Annotated in this window: 16 protein-coding genes; 12 read left to right on the forward strand and 4 right to left on the reverse strand. The window is 54.5% G+C overall.

Going from position 1 to position 17,867, the window contains the following annotated elements; all coding sequences use genetic code 11:
• Positions 1-18: 18 nt before the first annotated feature.
• Positions 19-2,865: an insulinase family protein gene (locus tag ACN06F_RS02240; RefSeq protein WP_433924590.1), complete on the reverse strand. Its 2,847-nt coding sequence runs from the start codon at positions 2,863-2,865 to the stop codon at positions 19-21.
• Between the two features lie 8 nt (positions 2,866-2,873).
• Positions 2,874-3,551, reverse strand: coding sequence for an SOS response-associated peptidase (locus tag ACN06F_RS02245; RefSeq protein WP_038480955.1), 678 nt, complete (start codon positions 3,549-3,551; stop codon positions 2,874-2,876).
• Between the two features lie 188 nt (positions 3,552-3,739).
• Here ACN06F_RS02245 and ACN06F_RS02250 point away from each other — a divergent pair, with 188 nt between their 5' ends.
• Both ACN06F_RS02250 and ACN06F_RS02255 read left to right on the forward strand, forming a co-directional pair.
• Positions 3,740-4,354, forward strand: coding sequence for a TetR/AcrR family transcriptional regulator (locus ACN06F_RS02250; RefSeq protein WP_038480958.1), 615 nt, complete (start codon positions 3,740-3,742; stop codon positions 4,352-4,354).
• 14 nt (positions 4,355-4,368) lie between these two features.
• Positions 4,369-5,013: a 1-acyl-sn-glycerol-3-phosphate acyltransferase gene (locus ACN06F_RS02255; protein ID WP_232482760.1), complete on the forward strand. Its 645-nt coding sequence runs from the start codon at positions 4,369-4,371 to the stop codon at positions 5,011-5,013.
• A 20-nt stretch (positions 5,014-5,033) separates the two neighbouring features.
• On the opposite strand, the gene ACN06F_RS02260 is transcribed toward ACN06F_RS02255, so the two are convergent.
• Positions 5,034-6,311: an HlyC/CorC family transporter gene (locus ACN06F_RS02260; RefSeq protein ID WP_038480964.1), complete on the reverse strand. Its 1,278-nt coding sequence runs from the start codon at positions 6,309-6,311 to the stop codon at positions 5,034-5,036.
• Between the two features lie 118 nt (positions 6,312-6,429).
• A complete protein-coding gene (locus ACN06F_RS02265) occupies positions 6,430-7,227 on the reverse strand; it encodes a cytochrome C assembly family protein (RefSeq protein ID WP_038480965.1) in 798 nt (265 codons plus the stop codon).
• 246 nt (positions 7,228-7,473) lie between these two features.
• Between ACN06F_RS02265 and ffh the strand changes: the two genes are divergently transcribed.
• The 10 genes from ffh (at position 7,474) to ACN06F_RS02315 (ending at position 17,845) form a co-directional block, all read left to right on the forward strand.
• A complete protein-coding gene (gene ffh / locus ACN06F_RS02270) occupies positions 7,474-8,892 on the forward strand; it encodes a signal recognition particle protein (RefSeq protein ID WP_009724080.1) in 1,419 nt (472 codons plus the stop codon).
• A 290-nt stretch (positions 8,893-9,182) separates the two neighbouring features.
• Positions 9,183-9,431, forward strand: a complete 249-nt coding sequence (gene rpsP, locus ACN06F_RS02275) for a 30S ribosomal protein S16 (protein ID WP_009724081.1) — start codon at positions 9,183-9,185, stop codon at positions 9,429-9,431.
• 73 nt (positions 9,432-9,504) lie between these two features.
• Complete coding sequence (gene rimM, locus ACN06F_RS02280) at positions 9,505-10,050, forward strand: ribosome maturation factor RimM (protein WP_038480970.1); 546 nt, start codon at positions 9,505-9,507, stop codon at positions 10,048-10,050.
• A gap of 101 nt (positions 10,051-10,151) precedes the next feature.
• Positions 10,152-10,913 carry a tRNA (guanosine(37)-N1)-methyltransferase TrmD gene (gene trmD / locus ACN06F_RS02285; RefSeq protein WP_038486491.1) on the forward strand — a complete coding sequence of 254 codons (762 nt, stop codon included), beginning with the start codon at positions 10,152-10,154 and terminating at the stop codon, positions 10,911-10,913.
• 202 nt (positions 10,914-11,115) lie between these two features.
• On the forward strand, positions 11,116-11,472 hold the full coding sequence (gene rplS, locus ACN06F_RS02290) for a 50S ribosomal protein L19 (RefSeq protein WP_009724084.1): 357 nt from the start codon (positions 11,116-11,118) through the stop codon (positions 11,470-11,472).
• A gap of 124 nt (positions 11,473-11,596) precedes the next feature.
• Entirely contained in the window at positions 11,597-12,478 is an 882-nt protein-coding gene (xerD, locus tag ACN06F_RS02295) for a site-specific tyrosine recombinase XerD (RefSeq protein ID WP_433924591.1), read from the forward strand.
• On the forward strand, positions 12,453-13,244 hold the full coding sequence (locus ACN06F_RS02300) for a DsbC family protein (protein ID WP_095602804.1): 792 nt from the start codon (positions 12,453-12,455) through the stop codon (positions 13,242-13,244). Before xerD ends, ACN06F_RS02300 begins: the two co-directional genes overlap by 26 nt.
• An 86-nt stretch (positions 13,245-13,330) precedes the next feature.
• Entirely contained in the window at positions 13,331-14,647 is a 1,317-nt protein-coding gene (locus ACN06F_RS02305) for a homoserine dehydrogenase (protein ID WP_038486493.1), read from the forward strand.
• Positions 14,648-14,650: 3 nt separating this feature from the next.
• A complete protein-coding gene (thrC, locus tag ACN06F_RS02310; RefSeq protein WP_433924592.1) occupies positions 14,651-16,039 on the forward strand; it encodes a threonine synthase in 1,389 nt (462 codons plus the stop codon).
• A 6-nt stretch (positions 16,040-16,045) separates the two neighbouring features.
• The gene (locus ACN06F_RS02315) at positions 16,046-17,845 is read left to right on the forward strand and encodes a single-stranded-DNA-specific exonuclease RecJ (RefSeq protein ID WP_038480982.1); all 1,800 of its coding nucleotides are present in this window, start codon (positions 16,046-16,048) and stop codon (positions 17,843-17,845) included.
• The last annotated feature ends 22 nt before the right edge of the window (positions 17,846-17,867 follow it).

Consider the following 17,867-nt stretch of genomic DNA (forward strand, 5'->3'; position numbering starts at 1 on the left):
CGTTTCGCAAATTAGCACTTAGCGTGCGTCGGTAAACGGCACGCGTGCTTCTCGGTAGGGGGCGATATCACTTGGTGAGTCGCCAGGGTTGTAGCGAATGTCTAACTGGTGTGATTGAAGCGTCGGCCACAGTGCCTGCAGTTCTTGTACGCTAACATCCAACGCTAGTGTGGCGAGTTGTTCACGGCGATCAAAGTGCACGTCCTCCAGTGCTGTGGCTTGCCAGTAGCGGTTTGCCATGCCCTGTAGGCTCGTGTCTCGCTGGGTCAAGCGAGAATGAACGGCTTGACGATGCGGCGCTAGCTCCTCCTCGGTTAACGTATTCAGGCGCTCGCCCGCTGCCGCCATAAAGGCGTCCATGCGCTCGGCGATCATGCTGCTCTCAACATCCGGCGACTGAACCACCAAGGCAATCCCCGGCGCTTCTAGCAGCGGGGAGTAACCTGCATTAACGATGTAGCCAAGCTGCTCCTCGGTACGTAGTTGCTGATAAAAGGGCGTATCCAACCATTGCGCCAATACGCTGAGGCGCGCCTGCTCTTCAGTGGATTTGTCGCGACCCTGTAAATAACGCAACACAAGCGACTCTTCGCGGGTACTGTGCGGGTGAAGCACCTCAGGCTGATTGCTCACCTGTAGCGCTTCAAGCTCGGGGATATCCTCACGAGTGAGACGCGGTGATAACGCTCCGCGTATTACACTGGCCTGCTCACGAGCCAGCTCTTTATCCAAATTGCCAACGGCCATTGCATCGATGTAAAGCGCGTCTAAAAACCGTTTGCGGAAGTTTTCTAAGTGGTGACGCTCTAACCGCTGGCTGGCGTCAAATAACTCAGCCGTTGACCATTGGGGTGTCAGAAGCGCTTCGCCCAGTGCACGGCTTGCCTGGCCATAAAGCGATGCTTGGGGGGCGTTGCGCCACTCGCGCTGGAGTTGATAGCGCACACGTTCAAAGGCGCTGGGGGAAATGTCGGCGCGCTTAAGCTGTTCAATCGCCTGCTCTATCAGAGGCGTTTGTCCATCGCGCCAGCCTGAAAACGACAGCGTCATACCACGTCCGTGAGCGTAAGCGCTGAACGACTGACCAGCCAGCCAGGCTGGATATAACGACTCGTTTAGGCTGTCATTTAGCCAACTCGCTAAGAGGCGTGTGAGTACCGCTTCTTCCGGCGAATAGCTGGCGCTGGGGTGCTGGAGGCTTACCCGCCACTCAACGCTTGGCGTGTTAAAGCGGCTGTCTTGCATGTGCCATGCGGTAAATGAAGGCGCATCAATTAACACCTCTGGGCGCTCATCTTGCCCCGCTTTGAGAGTAAGGTCGCTGGCGATAAAGGGGTTGGGCTCAGGTAGCGCTAGGCCGCCTAGTGCTTGACCTGGCTGAGCGGGTGGTTGCTCTTTCCACTGGGTGTTGAACCAGGGTGAGACGGTGTCGCTTTCTACGTCCGGTGCAGAGTAGAAGCGCAGCATGTTATCTGGGGTTAGTGCGTCGAGATACAGCTGCTGCCGCTCACTATCCATGCCATCCATCCGGTAAGGCGCATACTGCACATCATCTACCGGATAACGAGAAAGGCTCATGGCTAAGCGGGTAGCTTCCTGCTGCGGTGCGCCATGTTGCTGAAAACGGAACGCCTGTTCATTCAGGTTTTTTTGTTCCTCGTAGCGCCACTCAGCTAACCCTTCCTCGCGCATCTGCTCAATGGCAGCAAATAGAGTGGCCTCAATATCGTCCAGCCGCTCTGCTCCGGCTGGCGTTAAGCTAATCGAGATGGTAAACAGCGCCTCATTGCCGTCTCCTCGGCCTACGCCGGCTGAAAGTGCATCCGCAAGACCCGCTTTGCGTAGCGCTGCCAGCAAGCTGCCGTCGCCTTCATCGCCAATTAGGTGAGAGATCAGTTGGGTCGGCTTCGTACGGTATTCATCGGTGGGATCGGGAATCGGAAAGTAGAAACGTAGTTGACGGCGATCCTGTAATGACTGGCGCTCAATGTAGCGGGGCAGCGTGTCTGGATCGATCAGTGGCGCGCCTATGGTCGGAACGCTTAGGCCATTATCTGGAAGGGGGGCAAAGCGTTCTACTACCAGTGCTTCAAGGGTATCAAGCGGCTGGGGGGCAACAATGGCCAAGTTCATGACGTTGGCATCATAGTAGCGATGATAAAAATCAATCACCCGCTCGCGAAGAGTAGCTTCAGCCTCGGGTGGGTTAGCGAGGGTGTCACGGCTACCTACTGCAAAGCCCGTCGTGGGGTTGCCTGGATTTAGTAGCTGATTCAATACATCGTTTTCACGGCGGGATTCATCACGAATGCGTGCCATGTACTCAGAGTGAACAATATTCCGTTCGCTTTCTAAGTGGTCGGCGTTAAATAGCGGTGAAAGGAAGAATTCGCTAAAGCGATCCAGCGCGCCTGGCAAAGCCGAAGGCTCAACATCAAAAAAATAGTTGGTGTCTTGTTGGGCAGTAAACGCGTTGTGGGAGCCCGCATTATCAGAAATATAGCGCTGATAGGCATCGGACTGAGGGTACGGCTCGGTGCCTAAAAACAGCATATGCTCTAAAAAGTGGGCTAGCCCCTGCAGGTCGTCAGGGTCTTGAGCACTGCCTACACGAACATTCATTGAGGCGGCGGCTTTATCGGCTTCTGGGTCGCTAACAAGCAGCGCTTGAAGACCGTTTTCCAGCGTCAGTACGCGGTAATCGCGCTCGTCAAATGGGCTGACGATAGGCGTGATGGCGTCCTTTACAGGGGTGTCTTGAGCGAAGGCGAAAAAAGGAGTGCACCAAGCGACGCCAATCACGACGCCGATGACGGCCTGCCGTGCAGCGTAACGGTTAGGCAGAGGTTCATTAGATCGTAACATTACGGTTCCTATGGCACAGCCCAGCGCAGCATCGGCCCCACCGGGTGGGCGCAGGACGATGACTGATAGGCAGGATTGTTAACATGTTTTGATACCGGAAAAGCGCCCAACAGTTCCAATGGCGCAGGTATTAATAGCGCATTGAGTGCTTCAAGGTCGGTCGTCGGGTCCAGCCAGCGCGTTAACGCTTCTGGAGGGATGACAACAGGTAATCGGTCAGTCAGTGAAGAAAGGCAGGCGTTGGCAGGTACGCTGATCAGCGCCGTCGAGTCAGTAAATGCGGTGAGCGTTGTGTGGTAACGGCACCATAAAGCACCCAGTAACAGTGGCCCTCGGTTAACGTGGGTAACGAGATAGGGTTGCTTGCTGTGTGCTTGTATCTTCCAGATGTAAAACCCACTGACTGGAATGACACAGCGGCGAGCACTAAACGCCTCGTTAAACATGGCGCGCTGATTAAGCGTTTCTGCTCTAGCGCAATGGGGCGCGTGATCGAGTACCTTCAGCCAAGGAGGCGTTAGTCCCCAAAATAATGGCTGAAGCCGCAAGCGTCCCTGTTCAAGGCGTATTGCCGATACAGGCTGTCTGGGCGCTAAGTTAGGCGATTCGATAAGTGGTTCAGAATCAGTCAGCGAGGGCACAAGGCGTGATAGCGTGAGGCGCTGCACGTGAAGGCGTCCCGTCATGCCTGTCTCCTTATGCGAAATGGGGGGTAGTGAGCGTGCAAAATGGCGGGGTAGCGCAACAATAGGTTAAATGTCGTGTTTTAGTGTCGAAAACAGTGTTCGATGTAAGGTATCCTAGCGTATCCCTTGCTCACGCTAAAGCGCGATGAGGCATTCTTCCTGTTTGCCGTTGACCTTAAGAGATCGCCATGGCCCGTCCTAGACAGCATGCGCCCGATGCCCTCCACGCGCAGGTCATGCACGCTTGTGATGAGTGGTTGGCTAAGCAGCCAGTCCATGGTTTGTCACTGCGTGCCCTGGCCAGAGAAGTGGGCTGCGCGCCAAGTACGCTGCTTAAATTATATGGCAGCTTTAATAACTTATTGCAGCACGTCAACGTTGAAACGTTGGCACGCTTACAGCATACCATTACTAGCCTGGCAGAAGATGATCCTGAGCCATGGCTGCGCTCGCTAGCGCTCGCTTATTGGCGCTTCGCTGAGCAAGGCTGCTACCGCTGGCAGCTGCTATTTGATTATCCACTGGCCCAAGAAGGCGAGCTGGATCAGCGCCAGAGTGACCTTATTGAAGCGCTGTTCACTCAGGTGGAAACGTCGTTGAAACGGTATCAGCCAGCATTGGATGATCTTGAAGCGCGACGCCTTGGGCGCACTCTCTGGGGGAGCGTACACGGCTTGGTGCAGCTTGGATTAAACGAGCGCTTAGGCTATTGGCAAGGTCAGCAGTTGAAGGTGGATGAGCTGCTGGATCAGCTAATGAGCACGGTGCTGGCTGGCCTGCGCCACCGGGAGGCGGCGACGTGACGTGGTGGTTGAAAATGGTGCGTTGCGCGTTGCGTCGCGTCATTTATGTCGTTATGCGAGTGTGTTATCGGTTCTCTGTGCATGGCCAAGAGAACGTACCTAAGCGCGGCGCTGCCCTGGTAGTCTGTAACCACGTCAGCTTTATGGATGCGTTGGTGTTAGGCGGCGGTAGCCCCAGGCCGCTGCGGTTTGTGATGGATCAGCCCATCTTTGAATCTCGCTGGCTAAAGTGGTGGTTCCAGCTTGTGGGCGCGATTCCGATTGAATCAGAGCGGCATAGCCCTGGTGCATTGCGTCGAACGCTGGATGAGGTGAGCCACGCGCTTCGCGAAGGTGATGTCGTAATGGTGTTTCCTGAAGGGCGTATCACCCCAGATGGCGATATCCACGCCTTTAGGCGCGGGCTCGAAACCATTCTTGCCCGCGATAATGTGCCCGTCATTCCGGCTGGCTTGGCAGGGCTGTGGGGGTCTTGGACATCACACTACGGTGGCAAGGCACTTAAAAAATGGCCGTCACGTTTTCGTGCGCCGGTCAGTTTACACTTCGGGCCGCCGGTATTGGTTCATGAGGTAGAGGATATTGCCTTGCGTCGCTATTTGGAGGCCCGCGTGAGGGCGCTGAAGGCGGCGGGTGATAGCGAAATCACCCGCCGTTAGGTTGGTTAGACGGTCAGTCGCTACGTTCGGCGTGCAAGGCGCAACTTTTGCCAGCAGCGTGCTGAAGTGATCAGGTTGTCACGGATTTCTAAAATTTCCATCCGCGTATTACCAATCTGCAAGCAGGCAGGCCCTTCCGGAAACGCCTCAAGGTGCTCAAGGATTAAGCCATTCAGGGTTTTAGGGCCGTCAGTGGGCAATTGCCAGCCAAGCATTTTGTTAATTTCACGAATATTGGCAGTGCCCTCAATGACATGGCTGCCATCATCTTGCTGATGAATTTCATCATCTTCTGAGACGTCGGTGGTGAATTCCCCGACAATCTCCTCAAGAATATCTTCTAAGGTTACCAAGCCTTCCACATCGCCGTACTCATCCACCACAATACCAATACGCCGCTTCTGCTTTTGGAAGTTCAGCAGTTGTGTATGTAACGGTGTGGATTCGGGAATGAAATACGGCTCCCGTGCTTCTTGAACAATCGCTGCTTTGGTGACTTCGCTACGCGATAAAAAGCGCGCTGCATTGCGTAGATGCAGCATACCAATAATATTGTTGATATCGCCTTTATAGACCGGTAGACGGGTATGTTGGCTGGTGCGGATCTGGGTCAGAATATCTTCCAGCGTGTCGTCAAGGTCGATGCCAAGAACTTCGTGTCGCGGCACCATGATGTCGTTAACCGTGACATTCTCAAGATCAAGAATCGACAGCAGCATAGCGCGGTGTCGGTAGGGAATTAGCGTGCCTGCTTCGTGAACTACAGTGCGCAGTTCATCGCGGGTTAAACTGTCGCCGCCGTTCTCAACACTTTTAACGCCCATTAGGCGTAATAGGCCATTTGAGATGACGTTGACTAGCCATACCAGTGGGTAAAGTAGTTTGAGCAGTGGCTCCAGGCCCAGGGAAGTAGGGTAAGCGATCCGCTCAGGCTTGATGGCTGCGTAGGTTTTCGGTGTTACTTCGGCAAAAATAAGGATTGTAATCGTCAGTAGCGCCGTTGAAATAGCTGGGCCAGAGACGTCACCAAAGAAGTGAATGGCAATGATGGTAGCAATCGAGGCGGCTAAGTTATTGACGAAGTTATTGCCAATTAAAATAACGCCAATCAGTCGATCGGGGCGCGTTAATAAACGCATGACACGCTTTGCGCGGCGATCACCGCTGTTAGCTTGATGGCTTAGTCGATAGCGGTTTATCGACATCATGCCTGTTTCAGAGCTGGAGAAAAAGGCAGACAGCAATATCAAAATGGCTAGCAGGCCGAACAGTAACCCCAGGGGGAAGTCGTCGCTCAAGTCGAAAGTTCCTTTATGGCGTATTAGGCTCGATTTTTAGAAGTATGGAAGTGGCCTGTCAAGGCCACTGTTATCAACGCCAAATTAAATCAGTGCTGATAATGCGGTGAGTATAGGTTTAGCGATTGAGCAAGATTTCCAGGACAAACTTGCTGCCAAAGTAAGCCAGCAGTAGCAGTATGCACCCGCCAAGCGTCCAGCGCACAGCGCGCATGCCACGCCAGCCAAAACGATATCGACCCACTAAAAGTGTGGTGAAAATAATCCACGCCCCCAGCGAAAGTACCGTTTTATGCACCAAATGCTGCGCGAACATATTGTCGAGAAAGATCAGCCCGCTGATGATCGAAAGTGTCAGCAATATAATGCCCGACCATACCAGTTCAAACAGCACTCTTTCCATGGTGGTGAGTGGTGGTAGTGATTGCACAATGCCACGAATATGGTGATGGCGCAGTGCTTGGTTCTGCAGGCCGACCAGCACCGCTTGAATCGCGGCAATTGCCAAGACGGCAAACGCCAGCGCAGAGCTGACGGCATGCAGTAAAATGCCGAGCGTTAAGCCGCTTTGGCTCCCCTGGCTCGGTAACCAAGTGGCAAAAATAAGCGCGATACCCGCGAGAGGGAATAGCACGATGCCAGCGTTGAGCACCGGCTTAAACAGGCTGGCGACGAGCACAACGTTGACGGCCACGGCCATCAGAAGCGTTGCGCTGGTTGTGAACCCGGGCAGTAGACCTGGGGCTGAGCTAACAAGCTCCACGACCACTGGGATATGCAGTAAAAGCCCAAGCGCACCAAGTAGACGCACCATGCCCTGGCGTGGTGGCACGCGACGAAATAAAGTCATGCCCTGCCAGATGGCAGCGGCGACATAAAGTATAAAAGCGATCGTGGCGAAAGGGAGCGCCTGCATGATGCTATCCGTGCGCCTTGCAGCGCGTTGTTGAATCCAGTGTCATTTAATCAACGCTGTGAAAGTCAGCGGTGCTAAATCGTTCAAGCTAGAACAGTCTGCCTACTATAACCAATCATAGCGGCGTCGCACAGCCATCGATAACCAATGTTGACGACCATGGAGACTCGCGCGGCGAGCGCGTATAATCGATCCTACATTCGTCCGGTGTGACCGCCCGGCGACAACGACGGAGGCAGAGGCCCCATGTTTCAGAATCTGAGTGAGCGTCTTTCCCAGACGTTGAAGTCGATCAAAGGCCAAGCGCGGCTAACTGACGACAATATCAAAGACACCCTGCGCGAAGTGCGTAAAGCACTGTTAGAGGCAGATGTCGCCTTGCCGGTGGTGAAGGCATTTATTGAGCGTGTTCGTGAACGTGCTGTTGGCCAGGAAGTCTCAAAGAGCCTCTCGCCAGGCCAGCAATTCGTTAAAATCGTCCAGCAAGAGCTGGAAGCGATCATGGGCGAAGCCAATGAAGGTTTATCCCTAAAAGGCTCACCTGCAGTCGTGTTGATGGCAGGCCTGCAAGGGGCGGGTAAAACCACCTCTGTTGCTAAACTGGCGCGTTATCTGCGTGAACGCGAAAAGAAAAAAGTGCTGGTGGTCTCCGCCGACGTTTATCGTCCAGCGGCGATTGATCAGCTAGAGACGCTGGCAAAAGAAGTTCAGGTGGATTTCTTTCCGTCTCGTTCCGATCAGAAGCCAGTGGATATTGCCACAGCGGCAATCAAACACGCCAAAATTCAGTTCCATGATGTCGTATTAGTCGATACCGCCGGGCGGCTGGCCATCGATGAAGCGATGATGGCCGAAATCCAGGCGCTGCATAAAGCAATTTCACCGGAAGAAACGCTGTTTGTGGTCGATGCCATGACCGGCCAGGATGCGGTGAATACGGCGAAAGCATTTCACGATGCACTGCCGCTTACCGGGGTGATTCTCACCAAGGCTGACGGTGATGCCCGTGGTGGTGCAGCTCTTTCGGTACGCCATATCACTGGTAAGCCCATTAAGTTTATGGGGGTTGGTGAGAAAGTAGATGCCCTAGAGCCTTTCCATCCGGACCGTGTGGCATCACGGATTCTGGGTATGGGCGATATGCTGTCGCTGATCGAAGAAGCCGAGCGCACGGTGGATAAAGACAAAGCCGCTAAGCTGGCCAGTAAGGTCAAGAAGGGCGATGGCTTTGATCTGGAAGATTTTCGTGATCAGTTACAGCAGCTCAAGAAAATGGGCGGCATGGGTGGCCTGCTTGGCAAACTGCCCGGCATGGGGCAAATGGCTGAAATGGCACAAGGCCCTGGTCCGGAAAAAGAGCTTGGCAAGCTGGAAGCGTTGATTAACTCAATGACCCCCAAAGAGCGCCGCAAGCCCGATATCATCAATGGTTCGCGCAAACGCCGTATTGCAGCGGGTGCTGGCCTGCAAGTACCTGACCTGAATCGCCTGCTAAAACAGCATAAGCAGATGCAGAAAATGATGAAAAAAGCAGGCAAAAAAGGCGGGATGCAGAAAATGATGCGCGGCATGTCTGGCATGATGGGCGGCGGCGGGCCGGGTGGTCCTGGCGGCGCGGGTGGCATGGGCGGTATGGGTGGCCCCGGCGGTCTTCCCTGGCGTTAAGCCATTGTTAGCAACGTTGTAACGTGCTTGGCAAGGTTGACGGCTTAAGAGTTTTCTGGCTGTCAGGCTTTCCAAGCAGAGCGCATTTGCGTAGAATGCGGCCTCTTCATGCGTGGGTGTTGGCAAAAATGCGCGAGCATCGCCTAACCATCTGCCAGTGAAGAACCTGATGGTACGCAGCAAATCACTGATTTTAGTCTGCAGTGCCGAGAAAATAGTATGACGAGTGTTCTGTTAGCGATCTGCGCTATTGCACACTCTCGTAACCTCAACCGAAGGATAGTTATCGTATGGTTACCATTCGTTTGGCACGTGGTGGCGCCAAAAAGCGTCCCTTTTATCACCTGACTGTTACTGATTCACGCAACGCCCGTGATGGCCGTTTCATCGAGCGTATCGGCTTCTTCAACCCGGTTGCCCGTGGTCAAGAAGAGCGTCTGCGCGTTGATCTTGAGCGTGTTACTCACTGGCAGAGCCAAGGCGCCCAGTTGTCTGGTCGTGTTGCTGAGCTGGTTAAAGAAGCGCGTAAACAGGCTTAAGCCGGTTAATGCGTGACTGTCAGTAAGTGATAGTAGGTGATGTTGTCGTTGTAATTTGTTGGAGCGGTCGTCGATGACGCGTTTTGAAACTAGCCATACAGACGACGCACATGTGGTGCTTGGTAAGCTAACTAGCCCTCACGGGATTAAAGGTTGGCTTAAGGTCTACTCCTATACCAATCCCATAGACAGCATCATGGAATACCCAGAATGGTGGGTGCGCCAAGGGGAATCCCTCACGCGCATGACCGTGATTCAGGGACGTCGGCAAGGCAAGGGTCTTGTGGTGCAGCTAAAAGGTGTTGATGACCGAACGGCAGCCGAAGCGCTGGCGCAAACGGACATTCTGATGCCGAAAGAGGCACTGCCTACGCTTTCCGATGATGAGTATTACTGGCATGAGCTTGAAGGCTTAACTGTCTTCACTCAGTCAGGCGAGCGGTTAGGGCAGGTCAGTTACCTGTTTGAAACCGGCGCAAACGATGTCATGGTGGTGCGCGGTGATAACGACGCAATTGATAAGCGTGAGCGGCTGCTACCTTTCTTACCCGATGATGTAATTGTTGAAATCAGCCTCGAAGATGGCCGTATGGTCGTGAATTGGGATCCTGAGTTTTGAAAACAGGTTTGAGTAAGCAGTTGTCGAGCGAGCTCACAGTAACTGATTCAACTGTTACTGCAGCAAACGGTGAAGAAAGCAGCTTAATGGATGCTCCCGCGATGTGGATTGGCGTGGTATCGCTGTTTCCAGAAATGTTCGATGCGATTACCCAACAAGGTGTGGTTGGTCGAGCGGTAGAGAAACAGCGTATTGCCCTGGAGTTTTGGAATCCGCGCGATTACGCCACCGACCGCCACCGCAGCGTGGACGATCGCCCTTACGGCGGCGGCCCCGGTATGCTGATGAAGGTAGACACCCTGCGTGCTGCTATCTTTGATGCTCGGCAACGAGCAGAGCAAGCGACGGGACAATCGCCGACCGTGATCTATCTCTCGCCCCAAGGGCGTAAGTTGGATCAGCAGGGTGTTCAAGCGCTCGCCTCAGCAGGCCCTCTCGTAGTGGTCGCTGGGCGCTATGAAGGCATTGATGAGCGCGTGGTGGAAAGTGACATTGATGAAGAATGGTCAATTGGTGACTATGTGCTGAGCGGTGGTGAGTTGCCAGCAATGGTGCTAATTGACGCGGCGGCACGGCTGGTACCCGGTGTGTTGGGTCACCAGGATTCCGCTATCGAAGACTCGTTCAATGATGGCTTGTTAGACTGTCCGCACTATACCCGTCCTGAGACGATTGACGGGCGACAAGTGCCTGATGTGCTGTTAAGCGGTAATCATGCGGCCATCAAGCGCTGGCGGTTAAAACAGTCGTTAGGCCGTACATGGCAGCGCCGTCCTGATTTATTAGCAGGGCGTACGCTTGATGCCGAGCAACAGCGGCTTCTAGACGAGTTTATCGAGGAACACGCTCTGTCAACTAAGTGATTGTTCTTCAATTGCATAGAACCGAGCGGCGGTGCAGGGCAAATTAGGCAGATAGTCTGTGAGACAGTTAGTCTACGAGACTTAGCCTACGCACCTGCGTCACCCATAACGACTCCCGCGTAGCTCGCTTCGAGCGCCGGGATCACGGTTTGCCCCTTCCACAACTGCGTGGCAAGCCATTACGTTATTTAGGAGTATGAAAATGAGCAGCAAGAACAAGGTGATCCAGGCGATCGAATCCGAGCAAATGGGCAAAGAGATTCCGGCCTTTGCACCGGGCGACACCATCGTCGTTCAGGTTAAAGTAAAGGAAGGTACTCGTGAGCGCCTGCAGGCGTTTGAAGGTGTGGTCATCGGTAAGCGTAACCGTGGCCTGAACTCCGCTTTCACCGTACGTAAAATTTCTCACGGTGTTGGTGTTGAGCGTACTTTCCAGACCTACAGCCCGTTGGTTGACTCTATTGAAGTCAAGCGTCGCGGTGACGTTCGTCAAGCCAAGCTGTACTACCTGCGCGAGCGCAGCGGCAAGTCGGCGCGTATCAAGGAAAAGCTGGCTTAACTGCCACTTTTTCACGGGCGCACGCTGTTTTTGACATGCGTCGCGCTCGGATACCAAGACCCCGTCACCGCTTTGCGGGGCGGGGTTTTTGTTTGTGGTACCACCGTCAAGAGACCGTTAGCCTATGAGCGTGATAGATGCCTATCTAGATGCCTTATGGTTAGAGCAAGGGGCAAGCGACCATACGTTAGCGGCTTATCGGCATGACTTAACTGCTTGGCAACAGCAGCTCGAAAGTGCGGGAGAAACACTGTTAACTCCTTCATCAGAGCGTTTTAGCGAGTGGTTGGAATTACGTCGAGAACAGGGCTATCAACTACGCAGTAATGCACGGCTACTCTCGTCGCTGCGCAGTTTTTACCGTTGGGCACGGCTTTATGGGCATATCGCTAGCGACCCATTGGCCAATGTGGCGCTGCCGCGGGTACGCCCTAGCTTGCCGAATACCCTGGAAGAGGAAGAGGTTGAGCGCCTGTTGCTCGCCCCTGATATCAGCACCTCGCTTGGAGTTCGCGACCGCACCATGCTTGAGCTGTTGTATGCCTGCGGGCTACGCGTGTCGGAGCTGGTTGGATTGACTGGCGATGCGGTCAATCTTCGCCAAGGGGTTATTCGCGTAAGAGGCAAGGGCGATAAAGATCGGCTGGTGCCAATGGGTGAAGAGGCTGCCGAGTGGATAGGGCATTATGTGAAGACGGCTCGGCCTGCGCTGATGCAAGATCCTACACGGCCCGCGCTGTTTCCTGGGCGAGCAGATAAAGCCATGACGCGGCAAACGTTTTGGCACCGCATTAAAGCCCACGCTATCACTGCGGGTATTACTCGGCCCTTGTCGCCTCACACGTTACGCCACGCATTTGCGACTCATTTATTGAATCATGGTGCTAATTTGCGGGTCGTACAGCTGTTGTTAGGTCATAGCGACCTATCTACAACGCAAATTTATACGCATGTTGCCCAGGCGCGCCTGGAGCAATTGCATGCCGAACACCATCCGCGAGGTTGAAGATACAATGCATCAACGTATGTCTTTAGTTGCTAAATCCTGTGTTCCCTGGCTGGCGCTTGCGGGGTGTTTACTGCCTGCTGTTGCCAGTGCTGACTCCGTTTCCGAGTATCTGACGGAGAACTTGCAAGTTAACGGCCAGTCAATGCCGGTGGAGCAGGTAAACGCAACGCCAATGGACGGGGTGTACCACGTTGTTCTGGAAAGTGGTGAATCTTTTTACTCCAATGCCGATGGTAGCCACTTTTTGGTAGGGGACCTCTATCAAAACGCGGATAATGGTTTGGTTAACTTAACCGAGCAGGCGCGTAACCAAGAAAGGGCTACAGTGCTTGCTGCCATTCCAGCGAGCGAGCGAGTCGTTTTTCAAGGTGTGGGTGAGCCGAAAGCTACGGTAATTGTGTTTACGGATCCTACCTGCCCATACTGCGAGCGGCTACATGAAACGGTGCCTGAGCTTAACGAGCGCGGCATTGCAGTGCACTATATGGCCTTTCCACGCGCAGGCATGGGCAGTGGTGCTGCGACGACGCTTGAGCAAGTGTGGTGTTCGAATAACCGTAGCGAGGCCATGACTCAAGCTAAACAAGGCCAAACGCTTGCGGCATCGGCAAACTGCGATAACCCCGTTGCCGATCAGTACGAATTAGGTAAGGCTGTGGGCGTGCAGGGTACTCCTGCGATTGTGTTGCCCGACGGGAAAATGGTGCCAGGGTTTGTACCCCCCGACCGGCTCGTTAGCATGTTAGGCTTGGAAGACGAATAACGTCACGTGCAGTGACGAACGATAGCGCTGAGACACTGATTTAAGAGGCGGCACTTATGGGTGCCCATCACGAAAGGGGAAGTATTTTGAAACCGGTAAGAGTAGGCATTTGTGGGTTAGGTACGGTCGGTGGCGGTACATTTAACGTCTTAACACGTAACGCTGATGACATTAGCCGTCGTGCTGGCCGCCCGATTGTGATTGAACAGGTTGCCCACCGCAGTATTCACCCTGACTGCGATATTACCGGCATTAATGCGACCTCTGACGTGTTTGAGGTGGCTAATAACCCTAACGTGGATGTGCTGGTAGAGCTGATTGGTGGCTATGATATCGCCCGCGAGTTGGTGCTAACGGCGATTGAAAACGGCAAGCACGTTGTGACTGCCAACAAGGCATTGATTGCTGTTCACGGTAATGAAATTTTCCGCGCCGCGCATAAGAAAGGCGTCATTGTTGCCTTTGAGGCGGCTGTGGCGGGCGGTATTCCGGTCATCAAATCGCTACGCGAAGGCCTTGGTGCTAACCGTATCGAGTGGGTAGCGGGCATCATAAACGGCACCGGTAACTACATTCTCACCCATATGCGTGATGAAGGTCGCGCGTTTGAAGACGTGTTGGCCGAAGCCCAAGCGCTAGGTTACGCGGAGTCTGACCCCACTTTCGACGTGGAAGGTATCGACGCTGCCCATAAATTGACCATCCTGGCGTCAATTGCCTATGGCGTGCCGCTGCAGTTTGATAAAGCCTTCACCGAAGGTATTTCTCGCATTACTGCAGAAGACGTCGAGCAGGCCGATAACCTGGGTTACGTGATTAAGCATCTGGGCATCTCTAAACGGACTGATCAAGGGCTAGAGCTCCGAGTTCACCCGACGTTGATTCCTAAAGAGCGCCTGCTGGCGAATGTGCACGGCGTTAAAAATGCGATTGCTGTGATGGGTGATGCGGTTGGTCCAACACTTTACTACGGCGCTGGCGCCGGTGCTGAGCCGACAGCGTCTGCCGTCGTAGCCGACCTGCTGGATGTTGCCCGTGATATCGCCACGGATCACCACTACCGGGTGCCTTACCTAGCGTTTAGCGGCATCGACGATGATGCCAGTCAACTGCCTATTATGCCGATGGAAGATATTACCACAGCGTATTATCTGCGTCTGTTGGCGGTGGATCGCCCGGGTGTGTTGGCGCGTGTTGCCACCATTCTGGCCGAGCAGGGCATCTCTATTGAAGCGCTGATCCAGAAAGAGGCTACTGAAGGTGAGTTGGTGCCGATCATTTTGCTGACGCATCGCACAAAAGAGAAACAGATGAACGATGCTATCCGTGAAATCGAGTCCATGGCGGATATTGCTGGGCCGGTTACCCGTATTCGCGTTGAAAGTCTGAGCGAAGGGGAGTAACTCATGCGTTATATCAGCACGCGTGGCCAAGCGCCCGCGCTCTCCTTTGAAGAGGTTGTGTTAACTGGAATGGCCAGCGACGGCGGACTTTATGTGCCGGAAACGCTGCCCGAGTTTTCTAAGGAAGAGCTGGCCAGCATGGCTGGCCTTTCCTACGCCGAGATTGCTTTTCGGGTCATGAAGCCGTTTGTAAATGGTGAAATTGACGACGAGACCTTCCGTCGCTTGGTGACAGAAGCTTACGCCACGTTCAATCATGACGCTGTTGTGCCGTTAAAGCAGTTGGATGCCAATCACTTTCTGCTAGAGCAGTTCCACGGCCCAACGCTGGCGTTTAAAGATGTCGCACTGCAACTGTTAGGGCGGCTGCTGGATCATTTCCTGAAAAAGCGTGGTGAACGTGCCGTCATTATGGGTGCGACCTCTGGGGATACCGGTTCCGCGGCTATTGAAGGCTGTCGCCACTGCGATAACCTCGATATTTTTATTCTCCACCCGCATAACCGCGTGTCTGAAGTGCAGCGCCGCCAGATGACGTCGGTGCTCGCCAACAACGTCTTCAATATTGCTATCGAAGGCAATTTTGATGATGCCCAGGCAATGGTTAAGGCGAGCTTTGCTAATCAGGATTTCCTGAATGGCACGCGCTTAGTGGCGGTGAACTCGATCAACTGGGCGCGCATCATGGCGCAGATCGTGTACTACATCGCCGCTGGTGTTGCATTGGGCGCGCCTCAGCGAGAAGTGAGCTTCTGCGTTCCGTCGGCTAACTTCGGTAACGTCTTCGCAGGCTACATGGCGTTTAAGATGGGGCTGCCGGTGAAGCAGTTCATTATTGCCACTAATGCCAACGACATTCTGCATCGCACGCTTGCCGCCAATGATTTCTCCAAGAAAGAGTTGGCAGCGACCCTCGCGCCGTCAATGGACATCGTTGTTTCGTCAAACTTTGAGCGTTTGCTGTTTGATGCATACGACCGCGATGGTGCCGCTGTGGCAGCGCTACTAGAACGCTTCCAGCAAGAGCCTACGGCGCTTGCCGATGCACCGCTGGCCAAGCTGCGCGAAAAATTCGCCAGCCATAGCGTTGATGATGCGACCATTCTGGAAGTCATTCGTGAAGCCCATCACCGTACTGGGGAGATCCTTGACCCCCATACGGCCACTGGCTATCGCGCTGCAGAGCGCGCACGAGTGGATACCACGACGCCGGTGATTACGCTTGCTACCGCGCATCCGGCGAAATTCGCTGAAGCCGTGGTCAAGGCAGGTTTCCAGGGTGTGCCGTTGCCCACTCATATGGATGATTTGCTTGAGCGCGAAGAGCGCTACACGGTGCTGTCCGCTGAACTGAGCGCCGTGCAGCAGTTTGTCGCTGACAATCGGCGCTGAGGCGTCATGGCCGACGAACCCGCACTCACGCAGCAGAACGCCAATCAGCCACGCTTAGAGCCTCGTCCACTGGACGAGGCTATCTATGTGCGTGCCCAAGCGGAAGGCTTAAGCGAGCTACAAGCACGGCTATTGGCCTCACGATTGCCGGGCTATAAGGGCGAGCTCGCACCCCTGGTGGCGCCGAGCTTGCGCTACTTGGCGCATCCAGAAAAGCTAGCCGATGGCCGCCGTGCCGCTGAACGTATTGCCCAGGCAGTGGCAGAAGGGGAGTCCATCGGCATTCTCACCGACTACGATGTGGACGGCATCACCTCCCATGTGGTGATTCGGCGTACGTTGGTGGAGCTGTTTGGCGTATCTGAACACAAGTTACATAGTTTGATTGGCCACCGTATCCACGATGGCTATGGCATTAGCCTGCCGCTGGTGGAGCGCACACTTGGTTTAAAACCGCTGCCCTCGCTGGTGATTACCGCTGACTGCGGTAGCTCAGATGAGCCGCGAATTGCACGCTTGAAAGCCGCTGGTATTGATGTGGTGGTCAGCGACCACCACGCGCTGCCGTTGGAAGGCCCACCGCCTTCTGCCTATGCCTGCGTTAACCCGACACGCAGTGATTGTGACTATCCCGATAAAACGATCGCTGGGTGTATGGTGGCATGGCTTTTGATGTCGCTTGCCCGCGGCGTATTGATTGAATGGGGGGCAATGCCTGATGCGACACCTAAGCTATCACCGTGGCTTTCTTACGTTGCACTGGGCACCGTAGCGGACTGTGTTTCGCTGGGCGGTAGTCCGGCTAACCGCGCAGTGGTCAACTACGGATTAACGCTGATCAACCGTATGGACGCTGCCTGTTGGCGCGCCATGGCGGCGCGGCTTGGGGCAGATAGTGTGCCATTTAACGCTGAAACGCTGGCGTTCCAAATGGGGCCACGAATTAACGCTCGCTCACGGCTGGATGACCCCTATGCGGCGTTACATTTTATGCTCGCGGAAAGTGATAGTGTCGCCAATCGTCAGCTAGAGGTGCTTGATCAAGACAACCAGTCTCGCAAGGCGATTGAAGCGGACATGGCGGAAGAAGCGCGTGCACTTGCCGTTTCGTCGCTGGAGGCTAATGAGCCTGCTGTGGTGGTACTGCTGGAAGATGGCCACCCTGGCGTGCAAGGTATTGTCGCTTCGCGGTTAGTGCAGGCCTATGGCCGCCCCGCGTTGGTGCTGACCCGCGCGGCGGCGCCCAATATGTTGACTGGTTCTGGTCGCTCGATTGATGGCCTGCACCTACGGGATGCGCTGCAACGCACCTTTGAGCTAGCCCCTGAGTCGCTACCGCGCTTTGGCGGCCATAGTGGGGCGGCGGGTGTCGGCGTACCAAGAGAACAGTTAGCGGCCTTTAAAGCTGCTTTTTTACAGGCCGTTGGTGAGCAACTAGGCGATACACCGCTTTATCCGCGGCTATGGACAGATGGCGAGCTCTCTACGTCGCAGCTATCTCTGTTAACGCTAAGCGAAGTTGAAGCGCTTGGCCCTTACGGGCGTGAGTTTGACCCGCCACTATTTGAAGGGCGCTTTATTGTTGAAGCACTACGCCCAGTAGGTGCTGAAGGTTCTCACCTGATGATGGAACTTTCCATGGGCGCGGTGACTAGCAAAGCGATTTGGTTCCGGGCGTTAACGCCGGGGGAGCTCCCCTCATTTAGCGTGGGCGACACGCTGCACTGCGCCTATAAGCTCAATCGCAACCGCTGGCGAGGACGAGAGTCCTTGCAGTTGATGGTAGAGCACGCCAGCCCTGTCTAATTCTCTTTGCTATTCGCGGATT

The sequence above is a fragment of the Vreelandella sp. 21 genome, from assembly GCF_050995515.1.
Classification (GTDB): Bacteria; Pseudomonadota; Gammaproteobacteria; order Pseudomonadales; family Halomonadaceae; genus Vreelandella; species Vreelandella alkaliphila.